This window comes from Collinsella sp. AM23-17 (assembly GCF_003470945.1).
Taxonomy (GTDB): domain Bacteria; phylum Actinomycetota; class Coriobacteriia; order Coriobacteriales; family Coriobacteriaceae; genus Collinsella; species Collinsella aerofaciens_O.
Window position 1 is genome coordinate 42,884 of the sequence record NZ_QRHU01000006.1, and the last position, 20,659, is coordinate 63,542.

The 20,659-nt window shown below is 57.4% G+C and carries 8 protein-coding genes and 1 tRNA gene; 8 read left to right on the forward strand and 1 reads right to left on the reverse strand.

The annotated features are described in order from the left end of the window. The first annotated feature begins 195 nt into the window (after nucleotides 1-195). Entirely contained in the window at nucleotides 196-1,392 is a 1,197-nt protein-coding gene (locus DW645_RS03430; protein WP_118226298.1) for an ATP-binding protein, read from the forward strand. 105 nt (nucleotides 1,393-1,497) lie between these two features. Here DW645_RS03430 and DW645_RS03435 read toward each other — a convergent pair whose 3' ends face one another. Beyond that, nucleotides 1,498-2,271: a type III pantothenate kinase gene (locus DW645_RS03435; RefSeq protein ID WP_158565210.1), complete on the reverse strand. Its 774-nt coding sequence runs from the start codon at nucleotides 2,269-2,271 to the stop codon at nucleotides 1,498-1,500. Nucleotides 2,272-2,467: 196 nt separating this feature from the next. On the opposite strand from DW645_RS03435, the gene DW645_RS03440 reads away from it, so the two are divergent. From DW645_RS03440 to DW645_RS03470, 7 genes are all read left to right on the forward strand, one after another. Further along, nucleotides 2,468-2,544, forward strand: a tRNA-Met gene (locus DW645_RS03440). A 453-nt stretch (nucleotides 2,545-2,997) separates the two neighbouring features. After that, nucleotides 2,998-5,028 carry a bilirubin reductase, long form gene (bilR, locus tag DW645_RS03445; protein WP_233540704.1) on the forward strand — a complete coding sequence of 677 codons (2,031 nt, stop codon included), beginning with the start codon at nucleotides 2,998-3,000 and terminating at the stop codon, nucleotides 5,026-5,028. Between the two features lie 233 nt (nucleotides 5,029-5,261). Continuing rightward, nucleotides 5,262-6,566: an ATP-binding protein gene (locus DW645_RS03450; protein WP_117776617.1), complete on the forward strand. Its 1,305-nt coding sequence runs from the start codon at nucleotides 5,262-5,264 to the stop codon at nucleotides 6,564-6,566. Between the two features lie 295 nt (nucleotides 6,567-6,861). Beyond that, nucleotides 6,862-7,908: a hypothetical protein gene (locus DW645_RS03455; protein ID WP_147356624.1), complete on the forward strand. Its 1,047-nt coding sequence runs from the start codon at nucleotides 6,862-6,864 to the stop codon at nucleotides 7,906-7,908. Further along, the gene (locus DW645_RS03460) at nucleotides 7,909-8,748 is read left to right on the forward strand and encodes a hypothetical protein (RefSeq protein ID WP_118226304.1); all 840 of its coding nucleotides are present in this window, start codon (nucleotides 7,909-7,911) and stop codon (nucleotides 8,746-8,748) included. It abuts the gene before it with no gap. 14 nt (nucleotides 8,749-8,762) lie between these two features. Further along, nucleotides 8,763-9,707 carry a hypothetical protein gene (locus tag DW645_RS03465; protein ID WP_118226306.1) on the forward strand — a complete coding sequence of 315 codons (945 nt, stop codon included), beginning with the start codon at nucleotides 8,763-8,765 and terminating at the stop codon, nucleotides 9,705-9,707. A gap of 39 nt (nucleotides 9,708-9,746) precedes the next feature. Further along, nucleotides 9,747-20,444 (forward strand): hypothetical protein, encoded by a 10,698-nt coding sequence (locus tag DW645_RS03470; RefSeq protein ID WP_118226308.1) that lies wholly within the window; start codon nucleotides 9,747-9,749, stop codon nucleotides 20,442-20,444. Nucleotides 20,445-20,659: the final 215 nt, after the last annotated feature.

A 20,659-nucleotide genomic window follows, 5' to 3' on the forward strand; every position in this document is an offset into this window, starting at 1 on the left:
CGGGGAGGGTTTCGCCTATCTGGGGAATGGGTTGTCAGCACCCTATTCCTCAAAACTGAAAATCTTTCGATTTTGAGGAATAGAATTAAGCCAGCTCGGCCTTTAACGAGGTATATTCGTTGCAGAGTCTATTCCTCAAAACTGAATTATTTTCGTTTTTGAGGAATAGCGATAGAAGACCGCAGGGAGGCACCAATGAAACTCATCAATAGAACGTCATATATGGACACGTTGACGAGCCTTATTGGCGTACCGGACATCAAGGTCATAACGGGCATTCGCCGTAGCGGTAAGTCAAAATTGCTCGAGGCCCTCCGCGATTACGTGGAGGCAAATCTGTCCAATTCGAATGTCATCCATATCAATTACAACCTCGACGAGTTCGAGGGCCTGCTCGAATATCATGCCCTGCTCGCCTGTGTGAAAGAGCATCGAGTGTCCGGCAAGCAAAACTTCCTGCTTATCGACGAGGTTCAGATGTGCGACGGCTTTGAACGCGCGATCAACAGCCTCCATGCATCCGAGCAGTACGACATCTTCATCACCGGATCGAACGCTTTTTTGCTGTCGAGCGATCTGTCGACGCTCTTTACGGGGCGCACGTTCGAGATCGAGGTTTTCCCATTCTCGTTTGAGGAGTATCGCTTCTATAGTGACGAGGGCGAGGTCGATCGCGACTTCGATGAGTACGCGAGAACCGGTGGTATGTCCGGCTCTTACCCTTATCCACTGCAGGAGCAGCGCTACCAATATCTCTCCAATGTCTTCAAAACGCTCATCGTGAGGGATATCGTGCAGCGGCATAACGTGAGAAACGAATCGGCACTGCTGCGCATTGCCGATTACATGATGGACAACGTCTCCAACATAACGTCGGCACGCAACATTACGGATGTTTTGAACGCAGATGGGCTAAAGATAACGAACAAAACGGTCGGTGCGTACATGGGGTACCTGTGTGATGCGTTTGCCTTCTATAAAGTTCGTCGGTACGACATTCGCGGCAAAAAATACCTTAAGAGCGGCGAGAAGTACTATCTGGCGGACCATGCGTTTAAATATGCGCTTCTTGGTACACGTGATATGGATTGGGGACGCGTATACGAGAACATGGTGGCAATCGAGCTGCTGCGTCGCGGATACGAGGTATACGTCGGCGTGCTCTATAAAAAGGAAATAGACTTTGTAGCAATCAAGCGGAGCGAGAAACTCTACATTCAGGTGAGCGACGACATCAGCTCGGATAAGACATTTGAACGCGAGATTTCGCCACTGCTGAGCATTGGCGATGCGTATCCCAAGATGATTCTCGCCCGCACGCATCACGAGGCCACGGATCGCGACGGAGTGCAGATCGTGGACCTGGCGAGGTGGTTGTGCGGCGAGGCGTAGCAGAAAGCCTATTCCTCAAAACTGAAAAAATTTCGTTTTTGAGGAATAGGACCGATGCATTGCTTAGTCCGCCGCTCGCGCCCGTGCTCGACTTAAGCCCCTGCCTTACCCCAGCTCCTGCATGCGGCGGTAGATTTCGCAGATGCCCTTGATGGTGAGCTGTCCGTCGACCACGTCGAAGGCATCGGTCGAATCGGCGACGATGCCGGCGAGACCGCCCGTGGCGATAACGGTGGCATCCTCGCGGCCCAGCTCGCGCTTCATGCGCTCGACCAGGCCCTCGGCCATGGCAGCAGCGCCCACCACGGCGCCGACCTTGATGCACTCCTCGGTATCGCGGCCGATGGCATGCTCGGGCGCCTCGAGCGGCACGCTGGCGAGCTTGGCGGCACGGGCGGCAAGCGCGTCCATGGAGATGCGGATGCCCGGCGCGATCGCTCCGCCAATGTAATAACCGTCCTCATCGATGACGTCGATATTGGTCGCGGTGCCAAAGTCCACCACGATTGCCGGCGCGCCGTAGAAAGTTTCGGCCGCAACGGCGTTAGCGACGCGATCGGCGCCTACGGCTTGGGGACGCGCCGCGCGCAGCTTGGTCACGGCGGCCGTCTGCGGCCCGATGACGATGGCGTCTGCGGCAATGCGGTCGGCCACGGCGTGCCACTCGCGCGAGAGCTGCGGCACCACGCCCGCAAAGGCGATCGCGTCAACCGCATCGAGCGAGAGGCCGTACATCTTAAAGAAACCCATCAGGCGCACGTGGATCTCGTCGGCGGTATAGGAGCGGTCGGTGGGCATGCGCCACGACTGCACCAGCTCGTCTCCGTCGAACAGGCCCATGGCCGTCTGCGTGTTTCCCATATCGATAGCGAGCAGCATGTCTACTCCCAGTGTTGGCATAAAAGGACGCGCACCATTGTATACGCGCCGTCGACGGCGCTCGGCCGCGATTCGTTTACGGTGATAGGGGCTGAGGGGTTTAAATATGAAGGAATTATGCTCTACGAGATTTTCCTTGCCGTTTACCGAACTCCCGCGTAATATTCTTTCTTGCGCACATGAGGCGCCCAGACATTGCGGGGTGGAGCAGTCTGGTAGCTCGCCGGGCTCATAACCCGGAGGTCGTAGGTTCAAATCCTGCCCCCGCGACCAAGAACTTGCAGCTCGTCGGCCTAGCAGGCGAGCTTTTTTGTTATTCCGGGACCGTGTTTTCGGTCCAATTCCCAACCTCTCAATCAAAGATCTCGATCTGTAACATCTAGACCCGATTTGGGCGGCTAGATGTTACAGATCGAGATATACCGGTGGATTGGGTCCCGTTTGTCTAAATCTATAACACGAGGGACGGATTTCGCCGAGTTGTTGTTATAGATTGAGATTTTCTAGCAGGCGGGTCCCGTTTGTCTCGATCTGTAACAGTAAGACCCGATTTTGCCGCGTAACTGTTACAGATTGAGATAAACCGACGGGCCGCCCCGCCCATCCCCATCCACCCGCCGCCACCTGATATTCGCCGATTTCCGTTGCGCCACTGTGCTCCCATGCCATATCCTCTAGACAACTACGCGGCATCATCGCCGCCGCGCCTACAAGAGAGGAATGTCCATGACCACACCTGCGTCTAAGCTGCTTCAGCCCATTACGGTTGGCCCCCTTGAGCTCAAAAACCGCATTATGTTCCCGCCGCTTACCACCGGCTACGAGGAGCGCGACGGTTCCATCGGCGAGCGCAGCCTGGCCTTTTACGAGCGCCTGGCCCGTGGCGGCGTGAGCTACATCGTCATCGGCGACGTCGCTCCCGTCATGACCGCAAGCCCCACGCCCAAGCTGGCGACCGACGCTCAGATCCCCACGTTTAAGGCGCTGGCCGACGCCGTCCACAAGCACGGCGCCAAGATCGCCCTGCAGCTGTTCCACCCCGAGTACGACGTCCCCGGCGTCGGCCGCATGGTCATGGGTTCCATGGCCGCTGCGAAAGCTGCGCAGGAGGCCAAGGCCGCCGGCGACGAGGAGACCTTTGCCGCCAAGATGGCCGAGTCCAACGAGATTCGCAAGCAGGCCTACGCCAAACTGCACCACGACATGCAGCACTTTGTGAACGAGGCCACCGTGGAGCAGCTCACCCAGATCAAGCAGGCTATCGCCGCCTCGGCCGCCCGCGCGCAGCAGGCTGGCATCGACGCCATCGAGGTCCACGGCGACCGTCTGGTGGGTTCGCTGTGCTCGGCCATCCTCAACCAGCGCACCGACGAGTACGGCGGCTCGTTCGAGAACCGCGTCCGTTATGCGCTGGAGGTCGTCGCCGCCATTAAGGAAGCCGCACCGCAGCTGATGGTGGAGTACAAGCTCCCCGTGATCATGGAGAACCCCGACGGCACACCGCGCGGCAAGGGCGGCCTGCAGCCCGACGAGGCCTGCGAGTTCGCCAAGCTGCTCGAGGGCGCCGGCATCGATATGATCCAGGTGGCGCAGGCAAACCACACCGGCAACATGGGCGACACCATTCCGCCCATGGGCGCCATGCCCTACAACTGGACGCTGCCCGTGGCCGAGCGCGTCAAGGCCCTGGTCTCCGTGCCGGTGGCAACCGTCGGCCGCGTTGTCTCGGTCGAGGCGGGCGAGAAGATCCTGGAAGACGGTTCGGCCGACATCGTCGCGTACGGCCGCTCGCTCATGTGCGACCCCGACATTGCGCTCAAGGCCGCCACGGGTGAGCCCATCCGCGAGTGCCTCAACTGCAACAAGGGCTGCGTCGATGCGATCCAAAACCGCCAGTACATCTCGTGCGTGCTCAATGCCGAGAACGGCGACGAGGCGACCGTCGCCATTAAGCCGGGCGAGGGTGACAAGAAGATCGCCGTGGTGGGCGGCGGTATTGCCGGCTTGGAGGCCGCGCGTGTGGCGGCCAAGCGCGGCTACGACGTGACCGTCTACGAGGCGAGCGACCATCTGGGCGGCCAGATTGTGCTGGCGGCTGCGCCTCCGCGCAAGGACGAGATCATGCGCTCGGTCGAGTACTACGAGAAGATTCTGCCCGGCCTGGGCGTGAAGGTTGAGCTCAACCACACCGCTAGCCCCGCGGACCTCAACGCCGCCGACGCCGCGATTGTGGCCGTGGGCGCGCACGACGTGGTCATTCCCGTGCCCGGTGCCGATTCGGAGAAGGTCGTCTCGAGCTGGGATGTGCTGGCCGGCAAGGCGGAGCTCAGCGGTCGCGTTGCCGTTATCGGCGGCGGCCTGGTGGGCACCGAGACTGCCGAGTACCTGCTGCAGCACGGCTGCGAGGTGGCGATCGTCGAGATGCTCGACAAGATTGCCGCAGGCGAGTCCGAGACCATCCTGCCGCTGATTATGAGCGACTTTGCCGAGCATGGCGTTGAGCAGCATGTTAAGACCCGTCTGACTGCCATTACCGATGAGGGCGTGGAGGCCGTTCGCACCACCGAGGACGGCGCCGAGGAGCCGGTGAAGATCGCCTGCGATTACGTGGTGATGGCCGTGGGCTCCAAGGCCAACGCGTTTGACCTGGACGGCGTGACGGTGCCCGTGACCTGCGTGGGCGACTGCTCGGGCGAGCGCACCGCCGACATCGCGAGCGCCATTCGCACGGCGTATCACGCGGCCAACGAGCTCTAAGCAAGAAAGCTATCGCGTATTGAGTGGGCGGGGAGTGCCGTATCGGTGCTCCCCGCCTTTTTGCCAATAGAGTATCCCTGACCAGCTGGTTCAGAAAATCCGAATCTTGAGCACCTGAAAATCCGAATTATATGAACACGAAAATCCGAATCGCAACCACCCGAAAATCCGAATTTGCTACAGTGGAATAGAAGAATCAGAAAGCAGGACCTGTAAATCTGCGGGGGTGGCTCATGGCGGGCGAGAGGCTACATCGGGACGGATACATCCCACGTATCGTGGATGCGCAAATCGAGCGCTACCTTCGTGTCTTTGGCGCGGTCGAGATTGCAGGCACCAAGTGGTGCGGCAAGACGTGGGCCGCGCTCGAGCACGGGGCGTCCGTCTCGTATGTCGACGAGAATCTCGACCTCGCGCGTGCCGACCCGGCGATGATGTTGCTGGGAGACCGTCCGCATATTATCGATGAGTGGCAGCGCGTTCCCCAGATTTGGGACTACGTTAGACACGAGGTCGACCGTGCCCGGGGCACGCGCGGCGCCTATATCCTCACGGGTTCCGCCACGTCTGCGTTTGGCTCAAAGGCGGAGGCACCCGCGCATAGTGGAGCCGGCCGCATCGGCCACGTCCGCATGCACCCCATGACGCTTGCCGAGACAGGTGAGTCCAACGGCAAGGTGAGCCTGGCGGGCTTGTTTGAGCATCGTTTTGAGCCCTGCCGGTGCAATGGCGATACACCGGGGCTTGTCGAAGCCGCCTGCCGCGGCGGCTGGCCCGAGGCGATCGATATGGTCTCGGCTGACGCTCAGCTCATCGCCCGCGAATATCTCAACATTACGTTTTCGAGCAGCTTCCCGGCGGTTGGTCTCGACCCCGATATTGCTCGTCGAGTCTCTGCATCGATCGCGCGCAATCTGGGACAGGCAACCACGTATAAAACGATTCTTATGGATATGTTCGGTGCCGAGGAGGAACCCGCAGCGTTTGCCGATGAGACCAAGGTGCGCAGGTACCTGGATGCCCTCAAAGGCATGTTCATTCTCGAGGAGGTCCCCGGTTGGGTTCCCGCCGCGCGCGACAAACGACGCTTTACCGTCAAGCCCAAGCGCTATCTGGCAGATCCGAGCCTTGCTTGCGCCTTGCTAGGTATGTCCTTGCAGGCGCTGCTTGCCGACTGGCAGACATTTGGTCTGGTGTTTGAGAATTTGGTCATACGCGACCTTTCGGTCTACGCACGTTCGCTCGACCTGCTGGATAGCACGCCCGTGCGCTATTATCGCGACGATTCGGGCCTTGAGTGCGATGCTATCGTGCAGCTAGCCGACGGACGGTGGGCCGCCTTTGAGATTAAGGTGAGTGAAGATAAAGCGAGCGCCGGCGTCGAGAGTCTCAAGCGCGTTCGCAAGAAGGTCTGTGGAAATCCTCGTTCACGCACACGCGAACCGGAGTTTATGGCCGTGATTGTGGGGGTGGGTGAGTACGCCCGCGAGGTCGAGGACGGTATCTACGTGATACCCGTGCGCGCGTTGGGGTGTTAAGGGGCGGCACGCCGTGTGTTCTCCGCCCGGCGCTATGGATTGGTGCAAGGGGGGTTAGGTTTGTGTGCACCATGTTGCTGCGAAGTAACCTGACCCCCTTGCACCAAGGATTTGACTTTTAAGACATCATTAAGGCTTGCGCTGTGGAGCAAACCGCAGGTCAATGCTATTCTTTTACCTTATCGTATGGTGTTGTATTCTGCCTGAATTCTATGCCTACGAGCAACGGATTGATCGCGACCAAGCGGAAAGGATGGCACGCCCACTAGCAGGGCAAACGCAAGCGATGAGTGGCATGGACCGACATAGCGAGCTCCAGCAGCACAAGACGGCGGCCGAGTACCGCCAAGCTGCCGACGAGCACGTGCGGACCCTCAAGGATTTCTGGAAGGATTTCCTGGTGAGCGGTCTGTTTGTGCTGGCCGCCATCGTTGCCATCTTTGCATGCCTGGCCTGGTTTGCCGCGAATAACCGAGTGAGTGCCACGGGGAGTACGATCGGGGCGAAGGGTCCGCGGTTTGTGCTCTCGGGAACGCAGGGCGGCACGGCGGGCAAGTACGACGCCCAGGACAACTACGCGTCGGACAGTACAAGCCTTGCCGTGAACAATCTTTTCAACCTCAATAACATGAGTGCCGATGGCAGTCTCTCTCCGGGGTCGGCTGGTCAGCTCCAGCTCAACGTCAAGCCGCTCTGCAACGACCTGCACGATATCACGGTGGAGATGACCTGGGAGATTTCCGTCCAGACGAGTGCTGTCGGCATGGGCTCCGCTGCGGATGCATCGAAAAACGAAGAGATCATCAACTCGCTTAAAGATTTGGTGCGCGGTCATATCCTGGTTTTTCAGGGCAAAGACACCTCTGGCTTTTACTCCAATCCGCTGGTCCCCACGACAACCACGGTGACCCAGGACGGAGCCAGCGTTACCGTCATCACGCAGAGCTTTACCATTCCGGCGTCGGACTTTTGCCCTGCGGACTCAAATAGCACGACCAAAACCGTACCCAAAACCCTCTACTGGATTTGGTCGGAGCAGTTTAAGAGCTACGTTCGCACGGGCAACGCCGGCTACGGTGGCAACCTTTTTGCGAGCACGGACCCCGCCGCGGGATACGCAGCCCTCGTCGGCGACATCAACAATAACCACGCGCGCTATTTCCGCGCCGATAGCACGAGCGTGCCAGGTCAGGCGCCTAGCGCGGTTCCGCCTGTCGGAGCCGGCATGTCCTCTGCGGATGTGGAAACCTGCGCCAGCTACTACAACAACGCCGACGAGATTATCGGCAAGAACGTCAAGTACATTCGCGTGCGCTTCACCGCCAAGGAGGCGGATAAATAAATGGACGAGCAGCTTAATGCCCGCGAGCAGGGCGATATCAAACACAACGAAGGAGCGGCAAACCCCGGCGGCAACGGGTTCGGCTCGCACGGCGAAGCGCGTCCGGCTGGCCGCATCGAGCGCATCAAGGCTTGGGTGAGCGACCACCGTCGCGAATCCCTGGCCATCGTGGGTCTGGTGGCCGTGCTTCTCGTGTTGCTGGGATTGACGCTCGGATGGTTCGTCGATGCCAATCGCGGCTCCACCGTCGGCAAGATCAAGGAGCCGGCAGAGCTCAAGGTGCTGGGCCCCAACGCTACGGCAACAGAGCAGATCGACCTGAGCTACAACCCCGAATACGGCGATACCAAGACTGGCAGCACGGTGACGCTCAAGCGCCCGTTTTGCGTGCAGACGGGCGGCGACGGGTTTGAGCTGCAGCTTGCGAATACGACCAACATTACGGGTCTCACTATCGAGCTGTACAGAGCCGAGAACACGTCTGCGCTCCAGACGCCCGACGTGAGCGGTACCGCAGACGGCAAATCTTATAGCTGGAAAGCAACCGGAGAGAACCTGCTGACGAGCTTCGAATATATCAACAAGGAGAACGACGGTCTGGCAGCCGTGCCGGGCGAGGGCGCAAGCGACCCTACATTCAAGGACTATCAAAACGTCCAGCGCAACGCGCGCCCGCTCTACCGATACAAGAAATTCGGCAAAGGCGACCTCAACGCTAAGACACTCGACAACTCGACTGGCAATGACACGCTTAACTTTATCATCAAGCTTTCGTGGGACGAGAGCGCCAAAGAGACCGACGTGATTTACCTGATCGCGCGCAACACGAGCGGCAAGTAGGAGAGGGGGCGCACATGGAGAAGCAAGAGAAACAGCAGGATGCCGAGCGCGAGCAGCTGGCAAAAAGCAAGAGCCTAGTCAAGAACAAGCTGGTTGTGGCGGCAATCGCACTTATTTGCGCCGTGGCGCTCGTGACGGGTGGCTACTTTACCTATTCCGCCTACACCGCCAACGGATTTCTAAAGTCCGTCGCCGCAACGGGCACTGCGCAGAGCCTATTTGCAAGCGATTTGCTCACGGGCTATATGAGTGCGCCTAGCCCCGACGAGCTCGCCCGTGCCCAGCGCTCCGTTACGGTGTATCCCAACAACGGGCAGTGCAACTTTACCTTTAGCATCTACAACCACTTGCTGGGCAACAGCAACTTCTGCAACGACAAAAATGTGACATACACCTTGACGGTCGAGGGGCACGGGCTCGATGGCGCCACGTGGAGCTATGCGCCCCAGCCCGGTAGCAGCGTCACGCTTCCGGAGAATCAACCTACCAAGAACGACTACACCGTGACCTTCCCCGAGGCTAAGTTGGGACAAGCATACTTTGTGATTAAGGCCACGGTCGTATCGGAGAAGAGCCCCGGCACCGAGCTAGCCTGTCTGGCGGCGAAAGTCGTGCCGTCAAAGAGGGCCGAGGTCAAGACCGCTGCGGTTGAGGGCGCGCTGGTCGATGAGGCTGGCAAGTTTGCTGATTACGCTGCATACAACTACCGCGTGACGGTTACGGGCGCACTGGCAAACGTCACGCTCACGTGGGGGGAGAACGTGGAGATCGACCCGTTCTTTGAGACCAACCATAGCGCGACGGTGGATGCTGCAGCTCGCAAGGCTACGTTCACCATGGAGCCGGGTTCGATGGTCGTCAACTTTTACCGAGCGGACGGCAAAACGCCCGGTGGCTGGGGCGACCTGGACATTAGCGTGAGCGGAACTACTCTGACGGGCGCGACGGAGACTCGATAACTCTGGAAGCGGAGTTTTAGGATAAGAGGTACGGAATCGATGAGAACGGCAAAGCGCATATTCGCAGAGTTCATGACGGTGGTCATGGTGCTCCAAGCATGCTCGCCCACGGTGGCTGCTGTGGCGGCAGGCTGGCAGAACATCTCGAACGAGATTGCTGCCGCATCTGCGAAGGCGTTGGATACTGCCGAGAGCGGCGAGACCAACGGCGATGTCACGATCGGGTCTGGGTCGAGTGATGCCGGCGCCGACAGCGACAGTGCTGGGGATGACGCGGTGAAGGATGACGCTGCAGCAGGCGATACCACCGATAGCGCCACTGGTTCCGATTCCACGGGCGACCAGACGGAAGGCGACGATGCCGCTGACGATGCCGCCGCTGACGACGCCGAGCAAGATGCCGATGATGCGACTTCGGAGGACGCTGATGCCCAGGCGGGTGCGACGATCACGGATTTGAATAAGCTCGTCGAGCTGCTCGAGAAGAACGGCGCGGAAAGCATCGTGCGCAAAGACGACGAGAGCGGAATCCGAAGCCTCGATGTCAAGTCGTCGGAGGCGTTCGCTGTCCTGTCTAACGCCGACGCTTCGCTTTACTATGATGCGCAGATCAAGGTTATCATCACGGGCGATGCGAAGCTCACCGAGTCGGCTAATAACGGCATGTCTTTCCAGGGTCTTGGCAGTGATGAATGTCCGTTTGAAGGCAGGATCTATAGGGACGTTGATAGTCCCGTCGAGCTTACGACTGATCGGACGGTTTTTAATAACCTCAAGCTGTCTGACCAAAACAAAACGGTCAGGATAAAGTGGGTAGGCGCGACTAGCTATAGCGCACCGATGGTCGCTTCGAAGGTCAGCGGTGCGGAAAACGGCGAAGAGAGCAAGACACTCATCGCGTCGGTTGACATCGTGGAACCCGTGAACGTTGATGTGAAGGATGCGACTTCCGCCTTGACGGCACCCCTCCTGGGTGCGACGACGGGCGACCTTGCTGCGAACGTTACCTATAGCCTCACCGATTCTCGAAAGAATCTCAACGCGAATGCGACGGGCAACATTGGCTTGATTGCCAACACGGTCGAGAGCGGGAGCTTGACGGTTGAGTCCGTCACGTTCCCCAACGATCTGACCTCAGGCGGAGCCGTCAAAACGAGCTCTGGCAACGCTGGCCTGCTCGTAGGCGAAGTCAAGGACGGTGCGACCCTGAGCATTGGCACTCTGGCAAACGTTCCCACCGCCACCGTCCAGTCTACGAACGGCTCCGCCGGTGGCGTTGTAGGACTCGTTGGCTCGAGCACGGGTGCCATGGTCAACGTCGCGAAAGCTCTCGACCTACACGCGCTCACCGTCAAGGGCACAACTGCCAGCGGCGGTTTTATTGGTAAAGCGACCGTGCTCACACTGGGCGCGGATAATAAGCAGATTGGGTGTCCTCTAAATATTGGCGACGAGAACAGCGCTTGCTCTGGTGGCGTTATCGGCGACGTGAGCTTTGCGCAAGGATTTGCCGTTACGTCCAATATGTTCGACCTGGGCGACCTTGTGACTCTTGGTGCGTCGCAGCGCGCCGGCGCTCTTTTTGGCATGGCCGATATCTCTAATGGAGACATCGTGGTGCAAGGCGGGACGTATAAGAGCAAACTCGCCTTACCAGAAGATGTTAGTGTCAACGGCAGCTACGGCGGCCTTGTCGGCAAGGTGTTCGCGACGAAAACGGACGACGACGGCGCTTTGCGCGCCTTTGTTGTTGAAAAGGATGCAGATAATAAGAATACGTGCTCAATTGAGTTTGACCTTGCGAGCAAGTTGTCCGACGCAGGCGGCGTTGTTGGCTATGTTGGCGATAGCGCAAATCCTAACTCGCAGCCCGTTGCCGTTGTCTTCAACGGCGTGACGGTTGCGTGCAAGGGAGATGCTTCGGCGCGAACGGGTACCGGAAAGTTCGGTGGCGCCGTGGGCGTTGTCGATACGCGCAATGTCCTTGACGTGCGAGATTTCAAACTTACAAGCGACAATCCTATCGGTAAGGCGCAAAGCAACCGTGCCGCGGGAATTGCGGGATCCGCGTGGAATGCTGTAATCAAATTCAGCGGCATCACGGATCTGTCGGGCGCAAGTTTTGCCGAGAACGCCACGACGGGTCAGCTCGTATACGAGAACCACAACGCGCTGATCTTCGCTGCCGGCAATGGCTCTAATGGTGATCTGGGAGACAAGGGCGCTGCGGTCTGGACCTTCAAGCGTAGCAACTCAGCCTCAAAGACGGACGACATCGCGACCTACGGTGAAGTTGTTCGTCTGGGCGGCGACTTCATTAAGCTTGATGTGGACACTCATAAGTTGACCTTGCCGGATTCGCTGACGGCAGCTAACGGTGCCTACGCCCTAACCACAGCTGAGGATTTCGCCAAGCTTGCGATTACCTGGCAAACCAACGGCTACTACTCGATGGTTGACGGCGTTACCGAAAACAACCTTAACGGCTTGCAGTCCTCGACCATTACGGTGAACGGCACTATTGATCTCAAGGGCACGGGCCTGACGGGTTTCACGCAGGATCGTGCAGACGGCTCGCAAGTTTTCTCGGGAACGTTGAACGGTGGCGGCACAATCAATCTTGCCGTCGGCGAGGCGTACGGCAAGCGTGGTGAAGACGTGCTCGACGGCAATAACACGAGCAACGGCAACGGCAAAATCTACCGCCACGGCCGCTTGGGCTTGTTCGCGGCCGTCAACGGTGCAACCATCTCCAACGTCACAATCGCTGGCTCCATGAAGTTCGATAACGGTTCGGCTATCGATGCCGGGTCGCTTGCGTGTGCCATCGTCGGCAACCTGTCATTGTCTGGCGTAACGTGCAAAACGAATATCGCGTGCGATGATACGTTTGCCAATGACGTGAACATTGGCGGTATTGCGGGCAGCGTGCTGGCGGCTTCTACGGTTGCGTTTAAGGATAACAGCAAGGCTCAAGCGACCATCGCTGCAACTAAAACGCTTAACGGCAATAGTCGCATTGGCGGCGCCATTGGTTATGCGGGCGATTATGGCTCGTCATTCAATGTTGCGGGCCTCGAAGTCGCCGGATCAATCGAAACTGGCGATTGCGCCGGCGGCAAGATTGCCCAAGTCGGTGGTCTTATCGGCTGCATCGCACAGAGTACCTACAATGCAGGGACAATAGCCAACTCAGCTGATAAGTACGTGAACATTTCGGGCCTTTCGTTCAATTCATTCGAAATGAAAGTCGGCAGGAACGGCGATAAGCTCAATGGCACGGGTGGTTTCTTGGGTTATAGCTGGGGCAACGCGGTCGTAACTATCGGAGATGAGAGCATTAACAAGAATGAAAACTCTTATGCTCTGAAAACGACCAACGCTTCTATAACCGCGACTGCGGATGATTCCAAGGAACTCGGTGGTCTTGTATACGCCGCGAGCGGCCACTGGATTATCAACAACTATGCCATCGATCTCTCGGGCACAACCATTAATGCGGGCGCCGCTCAGACGCTCGGCGTTCTAGTTTGCCGCGGCTGCAAGGTGGATGATAAGACGACATATGGCGTCGAGAGCTACCTAGGCCTGTACTTGGAGGACAGGGCTTATTGGGATACCGCCTATAGGGTGCCCACCGGCGAGGGGGCCATCGTTGCGTCGGGCGTAACGTCCTTCGATGAATGGGTTGGCAGCGGTGTAAAACCAAACAACGGCAGCAAGCTCATGGACGCCGACTGGAACACGGTCGTTTCGCTACACACACAGAAAAACAAGCTGGACATGGACGGCGATTCCACAAAAGACAACAGCTACCATAATCGCTCGTCTTTCGGTCGAAGCCAGAATACGAACGGCAATACCCGCTACTTCTACAACCTCGACATAGCCTCTAAGAATTGTGAAGGCGGCTTTAGTGGCAGTCAAATCGATACAGCGGAAAAGCTGCTCTTATGGTCTGCTTACCGTTATGCTCCCGAAGGTATTCGTTCGACAATCGTTCCCAATGGCACGACAGGGCTCGATGATTCCATAACCATAACGGGTACAATCGATTTGGCCGGCTACAGCTATTATCCAACTCAGCCGAGCGGAGAGGTGACGGTTGAGAATGCGACCATTACCTTCTGTTACTCCAAGATCAAGGCCGAGCAGAATGGCAACAAGCTAAATTCCGATGCTACCCAGCACGAGAACATGCACTGCGGTCTTTTTCGAACGGTGGCAAACGGCGATCTCACAGTAAAAAACGTCACTTTGCGTGGTACTGTTGGGCCCGTTATTAATGACGGAAAGAGCTCTGAAGACACTGATGGAGCAAGCGGAAGCTCTTCGGGCGCGCTCGTGTGCCGCTACGTGTATGGGTCCAGCGACGGCAATGGCACCAAGATTAGAAAGATCTCAATTGATGGTCTTACGCTCAACAATCTGATTGTCGACGGCGCCAACAGCGCCACGGATGCTAACGCCTATATGCCTCTGCTCATCAACGAGATGCAGAAGTACGTGAGCCTGAACGCGAAGAATATCAAGACTACTGGGTACACGAGTGACACCAAGGCGGCTACGTCGCTGTTCGGAAAGCTTGGTGTAGGCAGTGAGGCCGATCAGGTGACGGCAAAGTTTGAGCAAATCAGCTTGCCCAGCCAAAAGAATAAAACGATCTTCACCCATGCGAGCCTGCTGGAGAGTTTTGGCTACGGAAGCACGAGCACGGGCTCTGCGGACTACACCTTTACTAAGGCCGATGCCGATGCCGATGCAGGCAAGGTGACATACGGATCTGAGATTGATGGGAGTACGGAGTACCCGGGCAAGCAGCTTTGGTATTACGACGAAGCGACGTATGGTGCCGTGAGCGGCTATGTGACGGTTGATGGTAAGAAGGACGGTGACGTCAGGCCTTGGTTTGGTGGCTATCTTCCTTATGTTTATAAGGGAAAGGCCACCGAGAGCGGCGTCCAATATCATGAAATTAAAGTCAACCAGCGCATTCCAAAGCTGGTAGAGGGATGCGGCACATATGGCGATCCGTATGCCGTTAAGGACGCGACTGAGATGAACGCCATCGCCAACTACATCAACAACCAAACTGCGCTCGACGGTTGGGAGGTCACCATTGCCGTCAACCAGAGTACGCTCTGTACTCGCCGCAGCGACAATAAAACCGACAATGAGGTTACGTACGTCTATAAGCAGGCGAAAGACACTGGGAAGAAGTGGGAAAAGAAGACCGGCGACACCACTGATCCTTCGGCCACACTTTCCGACGAGATGATGCACCGCTATATCCAAAGCGCGTACTACAGTATTGAACCTACCGGGGGTAATACGATCACCCTCGACGGCGCATCGTTTGGCGGTTTTGGCAACAAAGCCAACCCGTTCCGTGGCGTCATCGTTGGCAACCCTAAAGGTGATAAAAAGGCAACCATCAAGATAGAGAATAACGAGGGTTCGCTTCGCGGCCTTATTCCCTATAGTTACGGCAGCGTGGTGCGCGATCTGAATATTCGCTATGTGAACGCGTCGGCGACTATTACTTATTCTGCCAAGGATGCCGACGGTGTTCCGACGTCGTTCTTCGGTGGCGTTATCGGCTGCATCCTTGGCGGCGATAACATTATCGACGGTGTGGCCGTGAATGGGACAACGCCCGATAACTCCACAACCGGCTTTACGGTTGCTGGTGGCGGAACTAAGCCACATCTTGTTCCCATCGGCGGTTACGTTGGTGCCATTGCGGGCGGCGGTGTGATCTTCCGCAATATGTCAGGGACGTCTTGGCGCGCTGGAACCAGCGACAAGTCTCAGGGTCTTGGAACGGGCAACTTCCGGCAGTACGACAATCCCTACGTTGGTCGTGTGATTGATGGCTATGCCTTTAGCGAGGGCTGCAAAGTCGAAAACGGTAACGCTAACTACAAGATCAACGAGCTCACAAACAAGGGAGCTGCCTGCGTCACTACCACGGGCACCGACAACAAGTATATCGGCACTGATGCCGAGGCACCCGTGACCACGGTGGAAAACGCCCAGGGCCTTTTGGTGCTCTCGGCCATCATTAGCTCGGGTGCGGGTGCTGGAGCGGCACATACTGACTACGCTAATTATGGCGTGTTCCGCGGCTCCAAGGCGTACTGGGGCAGCGATAAGCAGGACCCGGCGATAAACGGCTACCTGTTTGGCAACAAGGAATATGGTAAGGTGCGAAATGCCAGCTACGACTGCGTGGGCAAGCCTGCGAGCGCTTCCGGCGATTTCGAAACCGCCAAAAACGATGACCAGAAGGCCCCGGGCAAACAGGGGTGGCACGGCCCGCTCAACCATGATGACGATGTAAATTCGCCCTACCTGGTGGCGTCCTACGCTGCCGACTACCAAACGGGCTACGTGTGCGCGTCGAAATCGATCGGCATGAGCCTGGAGTTCAAGGAAAATGCCACCTATGATATGACTGGCTACGGCACGGGATACGTGGGTCTCAGCGGCCGTTACTATTCCAATGCTTGCAGCTCGAACGAGGCGTCCACCGATCGCGACCGCATCACGCCGCACGTGGCAACGATCGACGGCAACGGGGCCACCATCACGGTGGGCACCAAAGATGCCACTTACGGCGTCGTCGAATATGCCGATGACGACTATAAGGTCTCGGGCGTGGGCGGCCTATTCAGCACCGTGATGTTCACCTCAACCAATGTGGGGCAGAGCGTCACCGCGAATGACGGCGCTCAGGTCAAAGACCTCACCTTTAGTAACTGCAACGTATCGCTCACCTATATCGACACCAACGGCGAAGCCAAACCAGGAGAGGCACCGAACGACCTTACCGGTGCCGGCCTTTTGGCGGGTGCAACGGCCAACTACGACGACGGCACGTGCGGCATCTACCGCAACGTGCAGATGAAGAACTGCACCGTGTCGGGCGCTAAGAGCGTGGGAGGACTTCTTGGCAGCTCGGGTCGCGCCAGACGAACTACGAGCGAAGACAGAACCTATATGGTCGAGTTCAGGGACGGGTGGGGCCCCGCGTATCTCTGTGACTGCTCGTACACCGGTCTTAACGTCACGGGCGAGAAGAATGTCGGTGGCTATGTGGGTACGGTCGCCTCGGCGTGCGGTGTGTGGACAACCGCAGGCACAGGGGTGAGTGAAAGGACCGTTGGCAAAAACTCGACCATAACTGCCACAGGGACAGTGCCCTACGTGGGCGGCGTGCTCGGCTATGTCGAAAGAAGCGATATCTCGGTCAACACCAAAATCCGCACCACCGAGGTAGTCCCGTCGAGCACGGCAGTCATCTCTGGGGTAAACGTGCTAGCCACCGGGTCGAACTCCGATGACCATATGGGCGCCGGCGGCGTGGTCGGACGCGCCCGTGGCGGCGTTATTTCTATGAGCAACGTGCGCATTGATGACGGAAACGGCACCGAGAACGCCGTCATCGGCGATAAGGCCGGAACGAACAATAGCATCTACAATGCGGGCGGCCTGATTGGTGAGGTTACGAGTAGCGGTAGCCCCAACAAGTACTGGTTCGACGACTGCAGTGTCAAGAATGTCAGCATCGCCGGCACCGGCAAATGCTCGGGAGGGCTTATCGGCTACTTCTTCAGCAATGCGAATATTGCTTGCAACAATATTGCGATCGAGAAAGCTACGATTAAGGGCAGCTGGAGCGGCGGTCTGCTTGGCGCGAATAACGCGTCTAAAAGTGGCTCCGTCATCATCAATGTCACCAACACAAAGGTATCCGACACCACGTTTAGCGAAAAGTCCAACGGCGGCATTATGGGCGATGGGCGTGGCCAGTTCCATCTGGTAAACGTGCTCATGGACAGCAATAGCTACAATGCGGGCAAAACCCAGGGCGTACTCTTGGGCGAGGTTGACACGGGGGATGGTAAGTACAGCCTTTCCGCAGCGGGCGTGGAAGTAAAGCCCGGCAGTGGCAAGACCACGAGCGACCTGCCGCCGATGGTTTACACGACCAATACGGCCGCCGTAAACAGGAAAACTTATATTGCCTTCGGTGACTACAACGGCACGGCTGCCGCGCCCAACGAGAACAAAACGCTCTACGGCGCAGGCGATACTGCTACCACGGCAACGAGTCCGTACGTGACCACGAGGCCCGTGAGCACGCTGGCGGTGCGTGCCTCCGACGGCGACACCACCGACCGCTATCTGTTTGGCGACGGTGCCGCCATTGCTACTGCGGCGGCAATCCAGAGCGAGGTCATCCAAAGCAAGGCGGGTACCAGTTTTCCCGGCCGCTACACCTACACCAATATCGGCGGCATTAATGACAACGGCGCCTATCAAAATACGTCGAGCTACGATGCCTCATCCGTGGCGAGTAAGTTCAATGCGAATAATGATACAAGCAGCAGCCAAGCCACAACGGATTTCCCCGTTTTGGTGATCTCTGGCGCCGACAACACGACGGTCAAGAGCTATCTAAACATCATCACGAACGGCGGCTTCTCCGACGCTTGCAGATTGAATAACGAGAACGGCACCAATCCGCACGTGACGGCCAAAGCAGAGGTTTTCCAACTCAAGGATGGTGTGTTCGTTAAGGACGATGACGCGTCGAACAATCCCACGCTTCGCGTGGTGAACAACGGCAAGAACAACATGTCGTTTAGCCCAAGCTCCGATTGGGACAACGGCAAGGGCCGCTTCACGCTCCTGACCGTTACCTTTACCGAGGCGGGTCAGAGCTACAACGTTCAGGTGCCGATCATCGTTAAACGCAAGCTCGAGATCGATTTCACTGCAACGTATGATTACGGCACCAAATTTAAAGAAAAAGACTACGCTAACCTTGGAAAAGATGCACACGTGCTTACGAGCTTTGGCGAGCCGATGACGGGTCTGCTTACCTGGACATACAATTCTGCTAATGGGAAGGAAGTCGACTTTGGCTGGGACAGCTATATGGCTGCCGGCGGCTCGATGAAGGGGCTCGGCAAGAGCATCCTCTTCAATGGTGCCGACGGAAGGTTGCCCCAGGGCACCCAGCTCACGCTCATCGATGCGAACGTTGACGACAAGGCCGGTGGCAGGGAATATCACTATACGGTGGGCGAAGGCGGCGCAACGAGCGTTTCCCTGAGCGGAGATGCCGGCTTTGAGGATTCTGCGCGCAAACCATATCAGGAGCGATGGCTGAGCGAGATCTTGGGTGTGTCGGCCACAAAGGATGGCGCCGGCACATGGGTTGCGTGTGAAAACGAGGCAGAGGCGACCGCTAAGGCGAAGATCGAAGGCGAAGACAAGTGGACGCTGTTTAAGGTTGCGGGCGCTGACGTTCCCAGCGACAAACGCTATAAGTTAGAGGTACCTAAGGTTAACGGCAAGGAGCAGCGTGCGTCGGAGAGCGTCTACCTAGTTGTCAACGTGCCCAAGTCGGGCGACGGCGGGACGCAAGCTAGTATCAACGGTTTTACGGCTTCGTCTATTGACTCGAATTCTTCGGGTGCCCGCATATCTTGGAATTTGCATCACGTCTTGCGCACCGGTGGCGAAGATAATCAAAACAGTACGGCATCGACATACAGCATCTTGTCCAATTATGAGCAGAGTGTAGTCGACAATAAAAATGCGGCGCGCATTCCGGTTTCGAAGTCGGAGGACGGTGCCGCCTACGTGCTTTCTCTTGACGTCAAAGATACGGTTACGTTTAGTCCGAGCCAATACTATACAGAGAGTGACCATCTGTTCTATCAGCTCGATACATCGCTGTGTCGCTATGGCGCCAACAACAACCTAATGGGAGTAAGTAGTTTCCCGAGCGGAACCTCGGCAATTGCGAAGTTTTATGTTGCCATCGGCGGTCAGAACTACAGGTGGAATGGCGGCGATTGGGAGCCGTGTGACGCTTCGATGCCTGCGTTCACGCAGACCGTGACGGATACAGGCGATGATTCGCTGAAGCTCACGCTCGACCATGACCTCGCCGGAATCCGCAAGATCGCAACGGACGGATCCTTTACCGTGCGTACGGTGGTGGAAAAGATTCGCCTTACGCCGGACGGCTGCAACAAGGTTATCTCCCTGTCCAAGCAGTCTGGCGAGGACGCCTGTACCAAGATGTCCTATACTGCCAAGCTTTCGACGCGTAAGGAAGGCCTTAATACCTCGAGCCTGACGCAGACGAAGCCCGGTAACGTCGGGTACTATCGCATGGACACGGGTGATACGACCATTACGCTATCGGCGCCTGAGAAGTCGCAGCTTGGTATTAACGTGGACGACCTACGTCCGATCGCGAATGGCACGATTGGTCTGGGTGCCACGTATGAACTGGGTGGGCTCAACAACGCCACCGAGGCAATTGCAAATGCCGACTCTGTTGTGTACACGCTCGAGCTGCAGCGCCGCGGAACCGACGGCACGTATGAGAGTGTAACGGATGATATCTCCAACTACGTAACAGTGACGGAGAGTAAGCTTGCCGCGGTCGCTCCCTCCGGTAGCACGATCACCTTCACTGACTCGAAGGAGAATGGCAAGTTCAAAACGCAGAACGGTGACACTACGTTTAGCCTGCCCTTTACCGTTAAGGTCAACACGCAGGTTGAACAGCGTGAGCAGTTCTACGCGAACTATCGATTGGTAATGAGAGCGAGCCTGGTTAAGGGTGACGTGGCGAGCGCAAAGCCTCAATCGCCCGACTATGTGACCTATACGCTCACGAGGGTGAACCTCAACGGCATCGACCACTAGTTCCGAAGCCAACTAGCTTCGCAAAGGGGGCGGCAACCACCCGGTTGCCGCCCCCTTTCTTGCTCGCGCGGCCTGCCGTTGCTTCGGCTTCCCATCAAACTTTCCAACTTTCCACTTAACTTACCATCTAAGGTGGAAAGCTGGAAAGAAAGCTGGAATGTTGAGTGGAAAGCTGGAAAGTAAGGTGGAAAGCTGTCGCGCCATTGCGGGCGGGT

Bases quoted from the DNA above. Each gene is read 5' to 3' on its own strand.
- DW645_RS03430 (WP_118226298.1), top strand. From the start codon at position 196: ATGAAACTCATCAATAGAACGTCATATATGGACACGTTGACGAGCCTT.
- DW645_RS03435 (WP_158565210.1), bottom strand. From the start codon at position 2,271: ATGCTGCTCGCTATCGATATGGGAAACACGCAGACGGCCATGGGCCTG.
- bilR (WP_233540704.1), top strand. From the start codon at position 2,998: ATGACCACACCTGCGTCTAAGCTGCTTCAGCCCATTACGGTTGGCCCC.
- DW645_RS03450 (WP_117776617.1), top strand. From the start codon at position 5,262: ATGGCGGGCGAGAGGCTACATCGGGACGGATACATCCCACGTATCGTG.
- DW645_RS03455 (WP_147356624.1), top strand. From the start codon at position 6,862: ATGGACCGACATAGCGAGCTCCAGCAGCACAAGACGGCGGCCGAGTAC.
- DW645_RS03460 (WP_118226304.1), top strand. From the start codon at position 7,909: ATGGACGAGCAGCTTAATGCCCGCGAGCAGGGCGATATCAAACACAAC.
- DW645_RS03465 (WP_118226306.1), top strand. From the start codon at position 8,763: ATGGAGAAGCAAGAGAAACAGCAGGATGCCGAGCGCGAGCAGCTGGCA.
- DW645_RS03470 (WP_118226308.1), top strand. From the start codon at position 9,747: ATGAGAACGGCAAAGCGCATATTCGCAGAGTTCATGACGGTGGTCATG.